Below are 14,308 nucleotides of genomic sequence, written 5' to 3'. Positions count from 1 at the left end.
CAGACCGGGCGACGCAGATGCGCTGGTCGTCGACTTCGCGCAGCTTCCCCGGCGCCCCTGACCTCCTGCTCTCCATCGCCGCCTGCCGGTGCTGGCCCTCGCTGCGGGAGGGCACGCCGGTGACCGCGAACCTCAGGATCGATCAACTCTCCGTCTGGCTGCCCGCACGTGGCACAGTGCTCTCCTCCTGTCGGCGGAGCTCTCGGGCGTCACCCTCGTGGTGGGCCGCAATGGAAGAGGCGCGACCACCCTGCTGCGCGCGCTGGCCGGACGGCTGGTGCCGGGAGCGCGGCTCGCCGGGACGGTGGCCGCCGGTGCCGCGCCACTGCTCGGTCTCACCTCCTCGGAGCTGGCGGAGGTCGTCGATGGCTCCCACCTCGCCGAGCTGCCCGCGGACGCGATCGGTCCGTTGCTCCGCAGTGCCGACCCCGACCTGGTGGCGGCGTTGGGGATCGGCGCAGCTGCTCATGGCCCGACCGTCCAGGACCGTGCTGCGCTGCGGCTCGTTCGAGCCCTCAACACTCCCGATGCCCGGGTGGTCCTACTCGACCAACCGCTCTTCGATCTCGCCCCCGAGCGGCGTGCTGCGGCAGCTGCCGCCATCCGCGCCCAGGCGGCGGCGGGCGCCGTCGTGGTGTGGGCCGATCACCTGGTGGAGGAGGCGATCTCCTCCTGCGACCAGGTGCTCGAGCTGATCGGACCTGATCGGGCCCAGCTCACCTCGCGTGGGGAGTGGCGCCCGCGGACCGTTCCCGCGCCACCAGCGATGGCCTTGGCTCGTGGACTCGACCTGCCGCGGGCTGTCTGGACCGCGTCGGAGACCGAGCTGGCACAGGTGCACCTGACCGCAGCGGTGCCGCACCTGCGGACCCCACGTCGACCGTTCGGCGACCGACTGGTGGCGGCCGCACCGGAGATCACCCGGATCGACCGACCGATCGAGTTGCGCGACGGAGAGTGCCTCGGGGTCGTCTCCGTCTCGGGCGACCGGACCGCGGAGGTCGACCTCGCCCGACGACTGGTGGCGGTCGCCCGTGGCGATGAGTTCCTCGCGGAGCGACTGGTGCTGCCCCGGGCTTCCCGGGTCGCGGCCCTGATGACGGGGTGGGAGCGCTGGCACCGGTTGGCGCGAGGCAGCGTGGCGGCCTACGTCGAGCCGTTGGCCCACGTCGCCGAGGACCGTTCCGTCGACCGCCACTCGCCGGGGGAGCGAGCCGCCCTCACCTGGGCTCTCGCCGCCAGCCGTCCCGGTGCCCGGCTGTTGATCGAGCCCACCCGCGGACTGGACCCCGCTGCCCGGCGCCACGTCGCCCGCACCCTCCACGACGATCACCGGGCGATGACCTGTCTCGTGTCCAGCGACGTCGAGGTGCTCACCCGGGCCTGCCACCGGCTGGTGCTGGTCAACGGCGGCACGGTGGTCGCCGACGGTGCCCCGCTCGCCGTGCTCGCGCAGCTCCCCAACCCTCCCCAACTGGTGCGCCTCGGCACCCGGGCCCTGCACGTCGCCGACCTCACGCGCGCGGCGGTGACCAGATGACCAAGGCGCAGCGGATGACGTGGCAGCAGGTCGGTACGCCGCACGGGTGGCGCTCGCTCCTGGTGCTTGCCGGGCTCGTGGTGACCGGACTCGGTTGGCTCGGCTGGCCCGTCTGGGATTCGCTGACCTCTCCGAACCGGGCCCAGGCACAGGACGAGGCGCCGTGGGTGCTGGCCGCGCTCGTGTGCGGTCTGTTCGCCCTGGCCGTCGCGATGTGGCTCGACGCCGGTCGGCGCCTTGACGCGATGTCGGTGGTGGTGACGCTCGTCGTCGCCAACACGGTGGTGCGCGCCGTACTCAACCCCCAGGCAGGCGGGGTGGAGTTCGTGCACGCATTGCCGCTGCTCGCCGGCATGGCCGTCGGTGCACCAGCTGGGTTCCTGGTCGGCGCGTCGTCCGCGCTCCTGTCGACGATCACGGTCGGTGAGCCGGCCAGCACTCTGCCCACCCAGGCATTCATCTGGGGGCTCAGCGGGATGCTGGGTGGGTTGCTGTGGCGAGCGCGGCCCCGAGTCTCCTGGCTGTGCTCGCTGCCGTTGGCGGTGGCTGCTGGTCTCATCAGCGGGGTGCTGCTCAACCTGATGGGTTGGGGCCAGGAGCCCGGCACCACGCTGACCAGCTTCCATCCCGGTCTCCCGGCGAGCGAGGTGATCTCACGCCTGTGGAGCTACACGGTGGAGACCTCCCTCGCCTTCGACCTCACCCGGGGCATCACGACTGCGCTGCTGCTGGCCGTCTTCGGCCACCCGATCCTGGCCGCCCTGCGCCGCAGTGTCGGCGCCGAGCCACCCCGACCCAGTCCGGATCCCACGACGCGATCGAGCCCTACTCGCTCACCCGTCGTCAGGACCGTGCCCGCCTCGACCAACTGTGGAACCACGACAGCCAAGGAGCTCAGCCATGACCGACACCTCCACCTCACCCGAGCCGGCGGTGCGCACCGTGTCCGACGCTGAGCTCGAGCGGTCGTCGGCGATCACCGGAGCCATCAGCGTCGCCTTCCAGGGCAAGGTCGTGGGTCAGCAGGACCTGTTGCGCGGACTGCTCGTCGCGCTGATCACCCGCGGCCATGTGCTGCTGGAGTCGGTGCCCGGGCTCGCCAAGACCCTCTCTGCCTCGGTCCTCGCCTCGGCCGTGCATGCCGACTTCTCCCGCATCCAGTGCACTCCCGACCTGTTGCCGTCCGACATCATCGGCACCCAGGTGTTCAACCCGGCCACCACCCAGTTCCGCACCCAGCTCGGTCCGGTGCACGCCAACTTCGTGCTGCTGGACGAGGTCAACCGCTCCTCGGCCAAGACGCAGTCGGCGATGCTCGAGGCGATGCAGGAACGACAGACCACGATCGGTGGGGAGACCCACCGCCTGCCCGTGCCGTTCATGGTGCTGGCGACGCAGAACCCGATCGACGAGGAGGGCACCTACGTCCTGCCGCAGGCCCAGATGGACCGCTTCCTGCTCAAGGAGGTGCTCGACTACCCCTCGCCGCTCGAGGAGGCCGAGGTGTTGGCCCGCCTCGCCGCGGGCGACCTGGACTCCCCGGACGTCGCGTCGGTCGCCTCGCTCGACGACGTGCTGTTCCTGCAGTCGTTGGTCTCGAAGGTCCACGTCGCGGAGTCGATCAACCGCTACATCATCGAGATCGTCAACGTCACCCGTCACCCCGAGCAGTTCCTGCCCACGGAGACCGCCCGCTACCTCGAGTACGGCGCGAGTCCGCGTGGCTCCATCGCCTTCCTGCAGGCGGCGCGCGCCCAGGCCCTCTTGGCCGGCCGGGCGCACGTGCTTCCCGAGGACGTGGTCGCCCTGCGGCACTCGGTGCTGCGTCACCGACTGATGCTCACGTTCGAGGCTCTCGCCTCGAGGGTGCGACCCGAAGACGTGATCGATGCGATCTTCGACGTGGTGCCGACTCCCTAGCCATGGCACTGCTCACCAAGATCAAGACGCGGCTCGCGCTCCATGCCCGGCGGCCGATCTCCGGGCTGCTCGACGGGCAATACACGTCGATGCTGTCGGGCCGGAGCCTCGACTTCGCCGACCTGCGCGACTACCAGCCGGGAGATGACGTCTCCGACATTGACTGGAAGGCATCGGCGCGGCACGGGGGACTGCTCGTCAAGCGCTACGTCGCCGACCGCAAGCACACGGTCTTCCTCGTCGTCGACACCGGCCGCGAACTCTCCGCACTGTCGGCCTGGTCCGGAGCGGGCGGGACGACCAAGCGCGACCTGGTGATCACCGCGGCCGGGGTGCTCGGCTGGATTGCCGTCAGCCACGGCGACTATGTCGGGATGGTGCACCGGGCCGAAGAGGGGCCGACCATCCTGCGGCCCTCGACCCGCGAGCTCGAGCTGGAGCGGATGCTCACGCGCATCCACGACGCCAGCTCGTCGACCTCGCCCCGGCAGGAGACCGTGGCCGTGCTGGAGCACGCGGTGCTGTCGAGCCGCCGCCGCACCATGATGTTCCTTCTCCTGGACGACGTGGAGGTCGACGCTGCGATGGAGTCGGTGCTGCGGAGATTGCTGGTGCAGCACGAGCTCGTGATGGTCACCGTCGGTGAGCTCGACCCGACCGAGCCGGGTCGCGCGGGCCTTGCTGTCCGTGACATCGGTACCGGCCGCCGTTTCCCACGGTTCGCAGCAGAGAGCACCGCTCTGGCGTCGGAGATCGCGGCAACGACTGCTGCCCGCGCCGAACGACGAGCCACCGCGTTGAGCCGGTTGGGAGTCGCCCATGTGCACCTCGACGACCCCGACCGAGTGATCGGGGCCCTGCTCTCCCTGGTGGACAGGATGCGTCGTGTCCGTTGACCCTTGGGCAACACAGCTCCACCCGCCCGCGAGCTACTCGCCGTGGTGGTGGGTGGTCGTGGCCGCGTGCCTGATCGGCATCGTCGCCGTGATCTGGTGGGCTCGCCGTGCGTTGCGGGCGTCCGGGCCGAACTCGTGGGGTGACGACTTGCTGGAACGCTTGCGGGCCGAGACCCTGACCCGCATCGACCGGATCGAAGCGGCGGTCGACGGCGGTGTGACGACTCCAGCCGACGGCGCCACCCGGCTCAGCGGGGAGGTGCGTCGTTTTGTCGGCACGGTCACCAATGGTGACGCCGACTACCGGGTGCTCCCCGAGTTGCGCGGCCGCGCGGTCAAGGACCCGAGGTTCGATGGGGTGGTCGCGCTGGTGACCGAGGCCGAACAGCTGGCTTTCGAGCCGGCACGCGAGGGCGCCGTACTGACCCCTCTCCTCGAGCGCTCGCGTGAGGTGGTGCGGCAGTGGACCTGATCCAGTGGTGGGTCGGCACGTTGATCCTCGTCACCGCGGTCGCGCTCGGCGCTGTCGCCTGGCGGGCAGCCCGACCGGGACGCGTGACAGGTACGCCGGTGCTCGCCTCGTCGCTCGACCGGATCCGTGCGTTGCCTCTCTTCCGGACGCTCGCCCGCAGGGAGTGGCGGCTGCGTCTGCTCGAGACCGTGGCCCTGGCCGTGGCGTTGGCGGGGGTGGCGCTCCTGGCCTCGCGGCTGGTGGGGGTCAGCGACGACTCCGAGGAGATGCGCACCCGTGAAGTGGTGCTCTGCCTCGATGTCTCGGGATCGATGAAGGAGGTGGATGCCGACGTCGTCGACGCCTATCGCGCCCTCGCCGAGGAACTGGACGAGGAGCGGATCGGGCTGGTCGTCTTCGACGCCTACGCAGTCACGGTCTTCCCGCTCACCAGCGACCGTGACTACATCGCCGACCAGCTCCAGGAGGTGGGCAGGTCGGTCAGGGGCGAGGTCGCAGCCTTGCCGGGCGTGAGCTCCGGCAAGGTGGGCTCGTCGTTGATCGGAGACGGCCTGGCGACCTGCACCCGCAACTTCGACCAGCTCGACACCTTCCGCTCCCGCACCGTGGTGCTGGCCACCGACAATGAGGTGGCCGGTGACGTCATCTACACGCTCCCGCAGGCCGCCGCGATGGCGGAGGAGGCCGGTGTCATGGTCTTCGCGATCATGCCGGCCGGCGCCGAGGAGGCGCACGTCGAAGAGATGCGGACGGCGGTGGCGACGACGGCGGGCGACGTCCTCGCCATCACGGCCGGCGAGTCGGCGAACGTCGCGCGCATCGCCTCCGAGATCAAGGCCCAGCAGAAGACGGCGATCATGGCGATGGCCCAGGACCGCAGCTTCGACCGGATCGTTCCCGGCGCCGTACTGCTCCTGCTCGGCCTGGCCGGCGCGCTGATCGCCGTGTGGAGGCGCCGATGATGCTGCAACCGATCTGGCCGGTCCTGGCCGGCGCGCTCCTGCTGCTCGCCGCCACCGCGGTGTGGGCGTGGTGCCAGTGGTCGACGATGTCGCGAGGCGATCGTGCCGGCGCCGTCGTCCGATTGACCCTGGCCGCCGCCGTCGTCGTCATCGGGCTGCGCCCGGTCGGCACGCTGCAGGTGAGTGTGCCGCAGGAGAAGAGGACTGACGTCGTCATCGTCCTGGACCGCACCACCTCCATGGGGGCCCAGGACTGGGCAGGGAACCGACCCCGGATGGAGGGGCGGCGGCCGACCTCACCGCGCTGGTGCAGCAGCTGGCCGGCTCCCGTGTCGCGGTGATCGTCTTCGACGACGACGCGCGCCTGGCCGTGCCGTTCACCACGGACGTCACCACGCTTGCTGCGTTCTGGGAGACCGTCGGCTGGCGGCCGTCGGCGAAGGCGTCCGGCTCCGACGTCTCGGTCGCCGCTGAGCTGGCCGAGCACGTGCTGCGCCGAGCTGCTGAGGAACGCCCCGACCACGAGCGGTACGTCGTCTACGTCGGTGACGGTGAACAGACGGCCGAGGCCGCGCCGGCCTCGTTCGCGCCGGTTCAGGAACTCGTGAGCGGCGCGCTCGTGCTCGGCTACGGCACCCCGTCCGGGGGCCGGATGACCGTCAGCGACGACAGTGACGAACCGATCCGCATCGACGGCAAGGTGCAACTGTCGAAGATCGACGAGTCGGCGCTGAAGGCCATCGCCGAGCAGGTCGGCGGTGAGTATGCCCACCGCGCTGCGGCCGGTGACCTGCCCGAGCTGGTTGCCTCGGGGCCGACGGAGACTGCGACCGAGACGGTGCCCGGCGACGAGTACTACTGGATCGTGGCCGTCGTCGCGGTCGGTGGCCTGCTCTGGTTGTTGTGGGTGTCGGTCGCGGGACTTCGCTCGGCGCGGGAGGAGTTGGCCGATGGTCACGGATCCTGAGGAACGCGGCAGGCGGCGCCGGATCATCGCCACGACGGTGATCACGGTGGCGCTGCTAGCCGCTGTCGCGGGCAAGGTCGCCTCGATGCAGGTGGCCACGAAGCTCGGTGACGAGGCGTGGCGCTCCGACGATCCCGCGCTGGCCGAGCGGTGGTTCGCCCTCACCGACCGGCTCAACCTCGTGGAGCGGTGGATCGCGCCCTACAACCGTGGTGTGGCCGCACACGGCCGAGGGAGTGGCGTGCGGCCGCGACCTGGTTCGAGCAGGCATCGGGGGTCGCTCCGGAGTCGGCGCATTGCCGGATCGCGCTCAACTGGACCTGGACGCTCGAGGCCGCCGGTGACGACTTCGCCGATGCGGGAGACGAGCAGACCGCCACGCTGCGCTGGGCCGAGGCACGCAGGGTGTTGACCGAGGCCGACGGGTGTGACGAAGGGGCTGCCTCCGAGCAGCCGCCATCGCCGGAGCCGGAGTCGCCGGAACCCAACGATGAAGGCGAGGACAGCGACCCTGCTGACTCCGAGCGGGGCCGCGTCGACCAGACCAGGGAGCGGCTGGAGAAGAAGCTCGAGGTCGGCGAACAGGAACCACAGCAGGGCCCCGAGGAGGAAGCGCAGGAGGAGCAGGCCGATCGGCTCACCGATCGCAATCGGGAGGCCGCCCGCGAGAGGCGGCGCAATCAGGACCAACGAGAGGGAAGGCCCGATGACGGCCCCGATCGCACGTGGTGAGGGTGGGCCCGTGACGCGGCGTACCGCTCGTCTTGCCGCAGGACTCGTGGCGGCGTTGCTCAGTGCTCTGGCGTTGACCGCTGCCGCGCATCCGGGCACGACCGCCACCGTGGGCGAGTGCCTCGACTCCGGCCAGGTCTGGTTGCACGTCGAGACGCCCGACCAAGTGCTCCGGAGTGAGTGCGTGGGTACGCCGGACAGCGGTTCGGCCGCGTTGGCTGCCGCTGACGTCGCCACGTCCGAGTCGAAGGGCGGCTACCTGTGCACCCTCTCCGGGTATCCGGACCGCTGCCCCACGCGCTACAACGGCCAGTACTGGCAGTACTCGCACGCCTCGGGGGTCGGCGCCGCCTGGCAGTACTCGCAGAAGGGTGCCGGTGAGTTCCGACCGGCCCCGGGCAGCATCGAGGGCTGGTGCTACAACACCGCCGACGAGAACCGCTGTGCGCTGCCGTCGCTCTCCGCCGACGACACCGCGGCCGAGCGCGTCGACGTCGAGGCGACGGGCGGTGGGCTCGGACCGTGGGTGATCGGCGGCGTGGTGCTGGTCGTGCTGGCCGGTGCCCTGGCGGTGCGCCGGCTGCGGAATCGCTAGACCCCGGACTCGCCCTGCTCGCCGAAGGTCTCCTTCTCCAGCAGGTGGAGCACGGGCACGCCGAGCTTGCGGCGCGCCTTGGAGGTCCAGTCGACGTGGAAGAACTCGGCCACCACGTGTGGTCGGGTGAGGATGATCGCCTCGCGGCCGTCGAGCCGCGACACCGCTTCGGTCAGTGCGTCGACCGGGGCTCCGTGCACGAGGTGGCCGGTGACCGTGGCGCCGATCGACTCGAGCTGCCGCACGGACTCGTCGACCGCGGCCTGTGAGCGTTCCTCACAGTCGCGGCGGACCTCCTCCAGGTCGACCTCACTGATGGCCATGGCAGGGGCAGCCATCACTTCACCGGCAGCGAGGGACCCCATGGCCGCCTCCACGCGGGCCGCGGCATCCTCCACCGGCAGCAGCACGTGGTAGCGGATCGCCTGGCCTTCGTCGCGCAGCTCCTGGTGGAGCGACGTGACCTGCTCGGCGTCGAGGGCCGTGAGTGCCTCCTCGCACAGGAGGACCACGTCGTAGGTCTCGGACTGCTCGGGCTCTTGCGTGGTCATGACGCGCCTCCTGGTGGGATCAGTCGATGTTCAAGATCGTAGCCAAGTCATAGCGGGCAGGCTCCTCCAACTGCGCATAACCACACGATTGTGGGTCGCGGTCGTCGCGCCAGCGCTTGAACTGGGCGGTGTGTCGGAACCGGCGACCCTCCATGTGGTCGTAGCCCACCTCCAGCACCCGCTCGGGACGCAGCGGGGTGAAGGAGAGGTCCTTGCCCGCCGACCAGCGGCTCTGGGTGCCGGGGACCCGATCGGGGTTGGCGATCGTCCACTCGCCCCACGGGTGGTCGGCGATGTCGCAGACGAGCGGTTGCAGTTCTGCGAAGAGCTCGGCCCGACGGGTGGCCGTGAAGCTGGCGCTGACACCGATGTGCTGGAGCCGCCCCTCGTCGTACAGGCCGAGCAGGAGTGAGCCCACGAGCGGGTCCTCCGGAGTGGAGGTCTTGTGCTCGCGGTAGCCGGCCAGCACCACGTCGGCGGTGCGGGAGTGCTTCACCTTGAGCATCGTGCGCTGGTTGGGGAGTACGGCGCGTCGAGTGGCTTCGCGATCACGCCGTCGAAGCCGGCGCCCTCGAACTCGGTGAACCAGGCTTCCGCCTCGCTCGGGTCCTCGGTCGTGCGGGTCAAGTGGCACGGCCCGGTGAGGTGACCCAGCGCCTCCGTCAGCGCAGTACGTCGCTCCCGCAACGGGCGCTCCATCCAGGCAGTGTCGCCCAGCGCGAGCAGGTCGAACGCGACGAAGCCGGCTGGTGTCTCCTCGGCCAGCAACTCGACCCGGGACCTCGCCGGATGAATGCGTTCCTGCAGCACCTCGAACTCCAACCGCTGGTGGCCCGGCTCGCCGCGGGCGACGAAGAGCTCGCCGTCGAGCACGCACCGGTCGGGCAGCTGTTCGCGGGCCGCCGCGACGACGTCGGGGAAGTAGCGGGTGAGCGGCTTGGTGTTGCGCGAGGCCAACTCGACTTCGTCACCGTCCTTGAAGACCAGGCAGCGGAACCCGTCCCACTTCGGCTCGAAGAGCATCGGTCCGTGCTTGGCCGTGGCCGCCACGTTGGCGACGGGCTTGGCCAGCATCGGTCGGACGGGAGGCATCACCGGAAGGTCCACGCCCCGAGCCTAGTGGCCCTCGTCGCCCGGCAGGTGTTGTGCAGCAGGGCGCCGCACAGCGCGAAGCGTCGCCGCGTGCACCCGTTGTGCACGTGGTGGAGCTGGTCCATGGCGGGGTTCAAGTGCGCAGTCGAGTGGGGGAGTGCCTAGACTGACTCCTCGATCCCTCCGGGGATCGTTCCCCGGTTGGTCTGCCGGCAGGGCCCGCCTGACTTTGAATCAGGATTAGCGACGTAGGTTCGACTCCTACCCGGGGAGCAAGTCGGCGCGCTGTGCTCCCACGCGCCGCGTCACCTCCATCCCGTCTGCCTCGATGGAGTGCCTGCGTCGTTCCCGGCGTCCGATCGCAGCACGTTCACTCCATCGAGGGCCCCTGCTTGGGAGCGCGGCTTCATGACGATAAAGTCTAGTTATCTACTAGGTATTATCGAGGAGTGCACGTGTCGCTGAAATTCCACTGGTTCCTGCCCACCAACGGTGGGGACGGCCGCCACGTCATCAGCGGCGGTCACGGCGTGCGCACCGGTGCATCCGGTCGCCCCGGCGACGTCCCCTACCTGACCCAGGTCTCCCGCGCCGCGGAGGACAACGGCTTCGAGGCCGCCCTCACGCCGACCGGCGCCTGGTGTGAGGACGCGTGGCTGACCACGGCGATGCTCACCCAGACCACCGAGCGGCTCAAGTTCCTGGTCGCCTTCCGTCCCGGCATGGTGACGCCGTTCCTGGCCGCCCAGATGGCCGGGACCTTCCAGAACCTCAGTGGTGGCCGGTTGCTGCTCAACGTGGTGACGGGTGGCGAGAGTCGCGAGCAGAGGATGTTCGGCGACTTCCTCGACAAGACCGAGCGCTACCAGCGCTGCGACGAGTTCCTGGGGATCGTCCGGCGGCTCTGGGCGGGGAGACCGTCACCCATGAGGGCGCCCACTTCTCGATCGAGAACGCCCAGTTGGAGCAGATCCCCGATCCCGTGCCGGAGATCTACTTCGGCGGCTCCTCGCCGATCGCCGGCGAGATCGCCGCCCGCCATGCCGATGTCTACCTCACGTGGGGTGAGCCGCCCGCTGCTGTTGCCGAGAAGATCGCGTGGATCCGTGGGCTCGCCGAGAAGGAGGGTCGCCGGATCCGCTTCGGCATCCGCATGCACACCATCACTCGTGACACCTCCGAGGAGGCATGGGCAGAGGCCGACCGGCTGCTCGCCCAGATGTCCGCATCGGCGATCGACGACGTGCAGGCGGGCCTGGCCAGGAGTGAGTCCGAGGGGCAACGTCGCATGATGGCCCTGCACGGAGGCCGTACCGACGATCTCGAGATCCACCCCAACGTCTGGGCGGGCGTCGGCCTGGTCCGCGGTGGCGCCGGCACCGCGCTCGTGGGCAGCCACGAGGAGGTCGCGGACCGCATCGAGGAGTACGCCGACCTGGGTATCGATGAGTTCGTGCTGTCCGCCTATCCGCATCTCGAGGGTGCCTACTGGTTCGGCGAGGGCGTCCTCCCGATCCTCGAGGAGCGCGGGCGGTGGGTCGATCCCGCGCCGCGCGGGGTGGCCGGGGGCGCCGTACCGCACAGTCCGGCCGGCCAGGTGGCCGCCTCGTGAGCCAGGGCGGCGCGAGTCCCGCCTTGGCCGCTGCAGAACGGACCGAGCTGACCACCAATCAGGACCTCGATCCGAAGCGGTTGCGGGAGGCCTTCGGCATCTTTCCGAGCGGGGTCGTGGCCGTGGCTGCCGAGGTCGACGGCCGGCCGGTCGGTCTCGCTGCAAGTTCCTTCTCGTCGGTCAGCCTGGATCCGCCGCTGGTCTCGTTCTCGGTGGCCAACGGCTCGAAGACCTGGCCCGACCTGCGCCGCGCCGGTCATCTCGGGGTGACGATCCTGGCTGCCCACCACGGCGCTGTCTGCCGTCAGCTCGCCGGCCCGCCGGAGCAACGCTTCGACGGCGTCGAGTCGACGACCAACGACGCCGGGGCGATCACCCTCGACGACGGCCTGGCCCGTTTCGACTGCTCGATCTTCCGTGAGGTCGAGGCGGGGGACCACACCATCGTGCTGCTCGAGTTGCACGGTGTGGAACACGCCGACGACTCCCAGCCCCTGGTGTTCCACCGCAGCGGTTTCAGCAGGCTCTCGCTCTGAGCACGGCGCTGCGTTTCGCGCGCGATGGTCGAAACGCAGTGTCGGGAGCACCGGGGGATGACGCCGATGTTAATGTAGAGTTAATTACTTAAGTTTGACTGTTTACTGAGGAGGGCAGGATGGCCGTCGTCGGCTACGCACCGGGGGTCTACGACCTGTTCCACGTGGGGCACCTCAACGTGCTCCGACGGGCCCGCGAGCAGTGCGACGTGCTCGTGGCCGGTGTGGTCTCCGACGAGGTGTGCCTGGAGGCGAAGGGCATGACGCCCTGGATCCCGCTTGCGGAGCGCATGGAGATCGTCAGTGCCCTCGACATCGTTGACGCGGTCCACGCCGAGACCACCCTCGACAAGGTGGACGCCTGGCGCGAGGTCGGCTTCCACCGAATCTTCAAGGGCGACGACTGGCGGGGCACCCCGAAGGGGGACGACCTGGTCGCGCGCCTGGGTGAGGTCGGGGTCGAGGTCGTCTTCTTCCCCTACACCGCACACACGTCGAGCAGCCAGCTGCGCCGGGCCCTCACGGCCCCTGGCCGAGCCATCCGGGTCGCGTCGTGAGTGTGGTCGGGCTCCGAGTGGAGGCCCGAATCGACGAGTCGGGCATCTGGGTTCCCGGGCAGGTGCGCGGCCCCCTGGTGGTCGAGCTCGACGGGCGCTACCTGTTGTCGTTCCAGCCGACCAGGGACGGCCGGATCTCCGCCGGCGGCCGGTTCCTCCCTGGCCCGACGTGCTCCGTCCGCACCTGCGTGGTGTCGGCCGCTTCACGGTCAGGGACGGGTCGGGAACGACCGCCTTCGACGGTGAGGTCACCTTCGAGGGCGGTGGCCTGTTGAGCGTCGTCGATGCCTCGGGTCACCCGCTCAGCATCGACAAGGTCGGACACCTGGCTCGTTCGTTCGAGGCGACCGACGAACGGATCCGCGAGGAGATCCTCGTCGGCACCGGGCGTGCTCTCGACGACCTGCGTGACCGGTGCGGGCTGGACGCCTATCTCAACTACGGGATGCTGCTCGGCGCGGTCCGGGACGGCGCCATGATCGCGCACGACTCGGACTCCGATCTCTGCTACGTCAGCCGCACCGAGTCACCCGCCGACCTGATCGCCGAGTCCTACCGGATCGAGCGCCGGATGCGCGAGCTCGGTTGGGACGTCCTGCGGATGTCCGGGGGCGACATCAAGCTGCTGCTGCCGCTCAGCGACGGGCGCCGTTGCCACATCGACGTCTTCGTCGCCTTCTGGGTCGGTGGCACCTTCTTCCAGCTGGGAAACCGCAGCGGCACGTTGTCGGAGTCCGCGATCCTGCCCGTCTCCACGATCGAGTTGCACGGCCACACCTTCGCCGCTCCGGCGCGGCCGGAGGAGATGCTGAGGTTCGTCTACGGCCCCGGTTGGCGGGTCCCGGATCCCGCGTTCAAGTACGCCGATCCCACCGCTGGGATCCGCCGCCTCGACGGGTGGCTGCGCGGTTTCCGCACCCTCATGGGTCGGTGGAGCGAGTTCCACGGCGGCCCCGAGTCTGCCGAGGTGCCGCGCAAGCGCTCCGAGTTCGCCATCTGGGTGCGCCACCAGGTGGGTGCGGACGTCCCTGTCGTCGATCTCGGTGCCGGGAACGGTCGCGACTCCGTCTACTTCGCCTCCTACGGACACCGGGTGATCTCGGCCGACTTCTCGCGCATCTCGCGACGTCAGGTCAAGGCGAAGGCTCGACGCCGGCAGCTTGCGATCGACGTGCAGCCGCTGATCCTGGGGGAGCTGCGCACGGTGCTCTCCCTCGGTGCGGTGCTGGCGCGTGAGCCCCACCATCTCTACGCCCGGCACCTCGTCGGGTGCCTCGACGCCGCGGAGCGCGCCAACCTGTGGCGACTTGCCCGGATGGCGCTGCGGGGCGGCGGGTCGCTCTTCCTCGAGTTCTCGAGCCCCGCCGCCGGAGCGGGCCCACCGCCGCCGATGGACCTCGTCCGGAGGGTCCAGCCCGACCTCGTGCGCCGGGAGATCGAAGCGGCCGGCGGCACCGTGGTGCACTTCGAGGAACGGGCCGGTCACGACAGCTTCGACCAGGCGGACCCGTCCGTGTGCCGGATGGTCGTGCGCTGGTCCCCGACCACCTCTTCACCCACCCACTCGAAGGAACGCCCATGAGCACCACCGTTGGCCGGGTCCGCCGGACCATTGCCCCGAGGACGCGGCTTCGCCAGGCACGGGAGGCGGTGGACCGGCTCCGGGACCGTCCTCAGGGCCTCCGGGCGCGACTGCGCGCGGTGGAGGACGAGGTGCAGGAGAACCGTCAGCTCAACCGACGCATCGCCGAGCTCACCGACGTGGTCACCGAGTTGCTGCTGCCGATCGCGCAGCGCGACGAGACCCGGGCCCGGACGTTGCTCGAGGAGTACCGCAAGGACCTCGTCTGAGCGCAGCTCCGACAAGGTCGGAACA

18 protein-coding genes, 1 tRNA gene and 1 pseudogene are annotated in these 14,308 nt (G+C 70.0%); 17 read left to right on the top strand and 3 right to left on the bottom strand.

The features are described from left to right. The first annotated feature begins 88 nt into the window (after window positions 1-88). The 10 genes from L1066_RS10520 to L1066_RS10475 all read left to right on the top strand — a co-directional run bounded on the left by L1066_RS10520 (window position 89) and on the right by L1066_RS10475 (window position 8,084). Window positions 89-1,540 (top strand): hypothetical protein, encoded by a 1,452-nt coding sequence (locus L1066_RS10520; RefSeq protein ID WP_235736278.1) that lies wholly within the window; start codon window positions 89-91, stop codon window positions 1,538-1,540. After that, complete coding sequence (locus L1066_RS10515; protein ID WP_235736277.1) at window positions 1,537-2,496, top strand: ECF transporter S component; 960 nt, start codon at window positions 1,537-1,539, stop codon at window positions 2,494-2,496. Before L1066_RS10520 ends, L1066_RS10515 begins: the two co-directional genes overlap by 4 nt. Next, window positions 2,441-3,460, top strand: coding sequence for an AAA family ATPase (locus tag L1066_RS10510; protein WP_235736276.1), 1,020 nt, complete (start codon window positions 2,441-2,443; stop codon window positions 3,458-3,460). Before L1066_RS10515 ends, L1066_RS10510 begins: the two co-directional genes overlap by 56 nt. 2 nt (window positions 3,461-3,462) lie before the next feature. After that, window positions 3,463-4,356 (top strand): DUF58 domain-containing protein, encoded by an 894-nt coding sequence (locus tag L1066_RS10505; protein WP_235736275.1) that lies wholly within the window; start codon window positions 3,463-3,465, stop codon window positions 4,354-4,356. Further along, on the top strand, window positions 4,346-4,828 hold the full coding sequence (locus tag L1066_RS10500; protein WP_235736274.1) for a hypothetical protein: 483 nt from the start codon (window positions 4,346-4,348) through the stop codon (window positions 4,826-4,828). Before L1066_RS10505 ends, L1066_RS10500 begins: the two co-directional genes overlap by 11 nt. Further along, complete coding sequence (locus tag L1066_RS10495; RefSeq protein WP_235736273.1) at window positions 4,819-5,790, top strand: VWA domain-containing protein; 972 nt, start codon at window positions 4,819-4,821, stop codon at window positions 5,788-5,790. The genes L1066_RS10500 and L1066_RS10495 overlap by 10 nt, the downstream gene beginning before the upstream one ends. After that, a complete protein-coding gene (locus L1066_RS10490) occupies window positions 5,787-6,131 on the top strand; it encodes a hypothetical protein (RefSeq protein WP_235736272.1) in 345 nt (114 codons plus the stop codon). The genes L1066_RS10495 and L1066_RS10490 overlap by 4 nt, the downstream gene beginning before the upstream one ends. Further along, a complete protein-coding gene (locus L1066_RS10485) occupies window positions 6,098-6,757 on the top strand; it encodes a VWA domain-containing protein (RefSeq protein WP_235736271.1) in 660 nt (219 codons plus the stop codon). Before L1066_RS10490 ends, L1066_RS10485 begins: the two co-directional genes overlap by 34 nt. A 189-nt stretch (window positions 6,758-6,946) precedes the next feature. After that, window positions 6,947-7,489 (top strand): hypothetical protein, encoded by a 543-nt coding sequence (locus tag L1066_RS10480; protein WP_235736270.1) that lies wholly within the window; start codon window positions 6,947-6,949, stop codon window positions 7,487-7,489. Beyond that, complete coding sequence (locus L1066_RS10475; protein ID WP_235736269.1) at window positions 7,464-8,084, top strand: hypothetical protein; 621 nt, start codon at window positions 7,464-7,466, stop codon at window positions 8,082-8,084. Before L1066_RS10480 ends, L1066_RS10475 begins: the two co-directional genes overlap by 26 nt. Here L1066_RS10475 and L1066_RS10470 read toward each other — a convergent pair. From L1066_RS10470 to L1066_RS10460, 3 genes are read right to left on the bottom strand one after another with little or no spacing between them, the layout of a single operon-like run. After that, window positions 8,081-8,635, bottom strand: coding sequence for a putative universal stress family protein (locus L1066_RS10470; protein ID WP_235736268.1), 555 nt, complete (start codon window positions 8,633-8,635; stop codon window positions 8,081-8,083). The genes L1066_RS10475 and L1066_RS10470 overlap by 4 nt on opposite strands. A gap of 19 nt (window positions 8,636-8,654) precedes the next feature. Then, window positions 8,655-9,131, bottom strand: a complete 477-nt coding sequence (locus L1066_RS10465) for an ATP dependent DNA ligase (RefSeq protein WP_235736267.1) — start codon at window positions 9,129-9,131, stop codon at window positions 8,655-8,657. Next, window positions 9,128-9,742 (bottom strand): ATP-dependent DNA ligase, encoded by a 615-nt coding sequence (locus tag L1066_RS10460; RefSeq protein ID WP_235736266.1) that lies wholly within the window; start codon window positions 9,740-9,742, stop codon window positions 9,128-9,130. Before L1066_RS10460 ends, L1066_RS10465 begins: the two co-directional genes overlap by 4 nt. Before the next feature lie 179 nt (window positions 9,743-9,921). On the opposite strand from L1066_RS10460, the gene L1066_RS10455 reads away from it, so the two are divergent. The 7 genes and pseudogenes from L1066_RS10455 (at window position 9,922) to L1066_RS10425 (ending at window position 14,283) form a co-directional block, all read left to right on the top strand. Beyond that, window positions 9,922-10,000: transfer RNA gene (locus tag L1066_RS10455), tRNA-Gln, on the top strand. A 176-nt stretch (window positions 10,001-10,176) separates the two neighbouring features. Continuing rightward, window positions 10,177-10,638 (top strand): annotated as a pseudogene (locus L1066_RS10450) (LLM class flavin-dependent oxidoreductase); the annotation flags it as partial. A 50-nt stretch (window positions 10,639-10,688) separates the two neighbouring features. Next, window positions 10,689-11,339, top strand: a complete 651-nt coding sequence (locus L1066_RS10445) for an LLM class flavin-dependent oxidoreductase (RefSeq protein WP_376707666.1) — start codon at window positions 10,689-10,691, stop codon at window positions 11,337-11,339. Further along, complete coding sequence (locus L1066_RS10440; protein ID WP_235736265.1) at window positions 11,336-11,875, top strand: flavin reductase family protein; 540 nt, start codon at window positions 11,336-11,338, stop codon at window positions 11,873-11,875. The genes L1066_RS10445 and L1066_RS10440 overlap by 4 nt, the downstream gene beginning before the upstream one ends. A gap of 119 nt (window positions 11,876-11,994) precedes the next feature. Beyond that, complete coding sequence (locus L1066_RS10435) at window positions 11,995-12,432, top strand: FAD synthase family protein (RefSeq protein WP_235736264.1); 438 nt, start codon at window positions 11,995-11,997, stop codon at window positions 12,430-12,432. A 169-nt stretch (window positions 12,433-12,601) separates the two neighbouring features. Next, the gene (locus L1066_RS10430) at window positions 12,602-14,014 is read left to right on the top strand and encodes a class I SAM-dependent methyltransferase (protein WP_235736263.1); all 1,413 of its coding nucleotides are present in this window, start codon (window positions 12,602-12,604) and stop codon (window positions 14,012-14,014) included. Continuing rightward, on the top strand, window positions 14,011-14,283 hold the full coding sequence (locus tag L1066_RS10425) for a DUF6752 domain-containing protein (RefSeq protein ID WP_235736262.1): 273 nt from the start codon (window positions 14,011-14,013) through the stop codon (window positions 14,281-14,283). The genes L1066_RS10430 and L1066_RS10425 overlap by 4 nt, the downstream gene beginning before the upstream one ends. The last annotated feature ends 25 nt before the right edge of the window (window positions 14,284-14,308 follow it).

Source organism: Nocardioides alcanivorans, from assembly GCF_021555175.1.
GTDB classification, from domain to species: domain Bacteria; phylum Actinomycetota; class Actinomycetes; order Propionibacteriales; family Nocardioidaceae; genus Nocardioides; species Nocardioides alcanivorans.
The sequence above is the reverse complement of the archived record's forward strand: the minus strand, read 5'-3'. Positions and strand labels throughout refer to the sequence as shown.

Excerpts from the sequence above, each read along its gene's own strand:
- L1066_RS10515 (WP_235736277.1), top strand. The coding sequence starts at position 1,537 with ATGACCAAGGCGCAGCGGATGACGTGGCAGCAGGTCGGTACGCCGCAC.
- L1066_RS10510 (WP_235736276.1), top strand. The coding sequence starts at position 2,441 with ATGACCGACACCTCCACCTCACCCGAGCCGGCGGTGCGCACCGTGTCC.
- L1066_RS10505 (WP_235736275.1), top strand. The coding sequence starts at position 3,463 with ATGGCACTGCTCACCAAGATCAAGACGCGGCTCGCGCTCCATGCCCGG.
- L1066_RS10490 (WP_235736272.1), top strand. The coding sequence starts at position 5,787 with ATGATGCTGCAACCGATCTGGCCGGTCCTGGCCGGCGCGCTCCTGCTG.
- L1066_RS10475 (WP_235736269.1), top strand. The coding sequence starts at position 7,464 with ATGACGGCCCCGATCGCACGTGGTGAGGGTGGGCCCGTGACGCGGCGT.
- L1066_RS10470 (WP_235736268.1), bottom strand. The coding sequence starts at position 8,635 with ATGACCACGCAAGAGCCCGAGCAGTCCGAGACCTACGACGTGGTCCTC.
- L1066_RS10435 (WP_235736264.1), top strand. The coding sequence starts at position 11,995 with ATGGCCGTCGTCGGCTACGCACCGGGGGTCTACGACCTGTTCCACGTG.
- L1066_RS10425 (WP_235736262.1), top strand. The coding sequence starts at position 14,011 with ATGAGCACCACCGTTGGCCGGGTCCGCCGGACCATTGCCCCGAGGACG.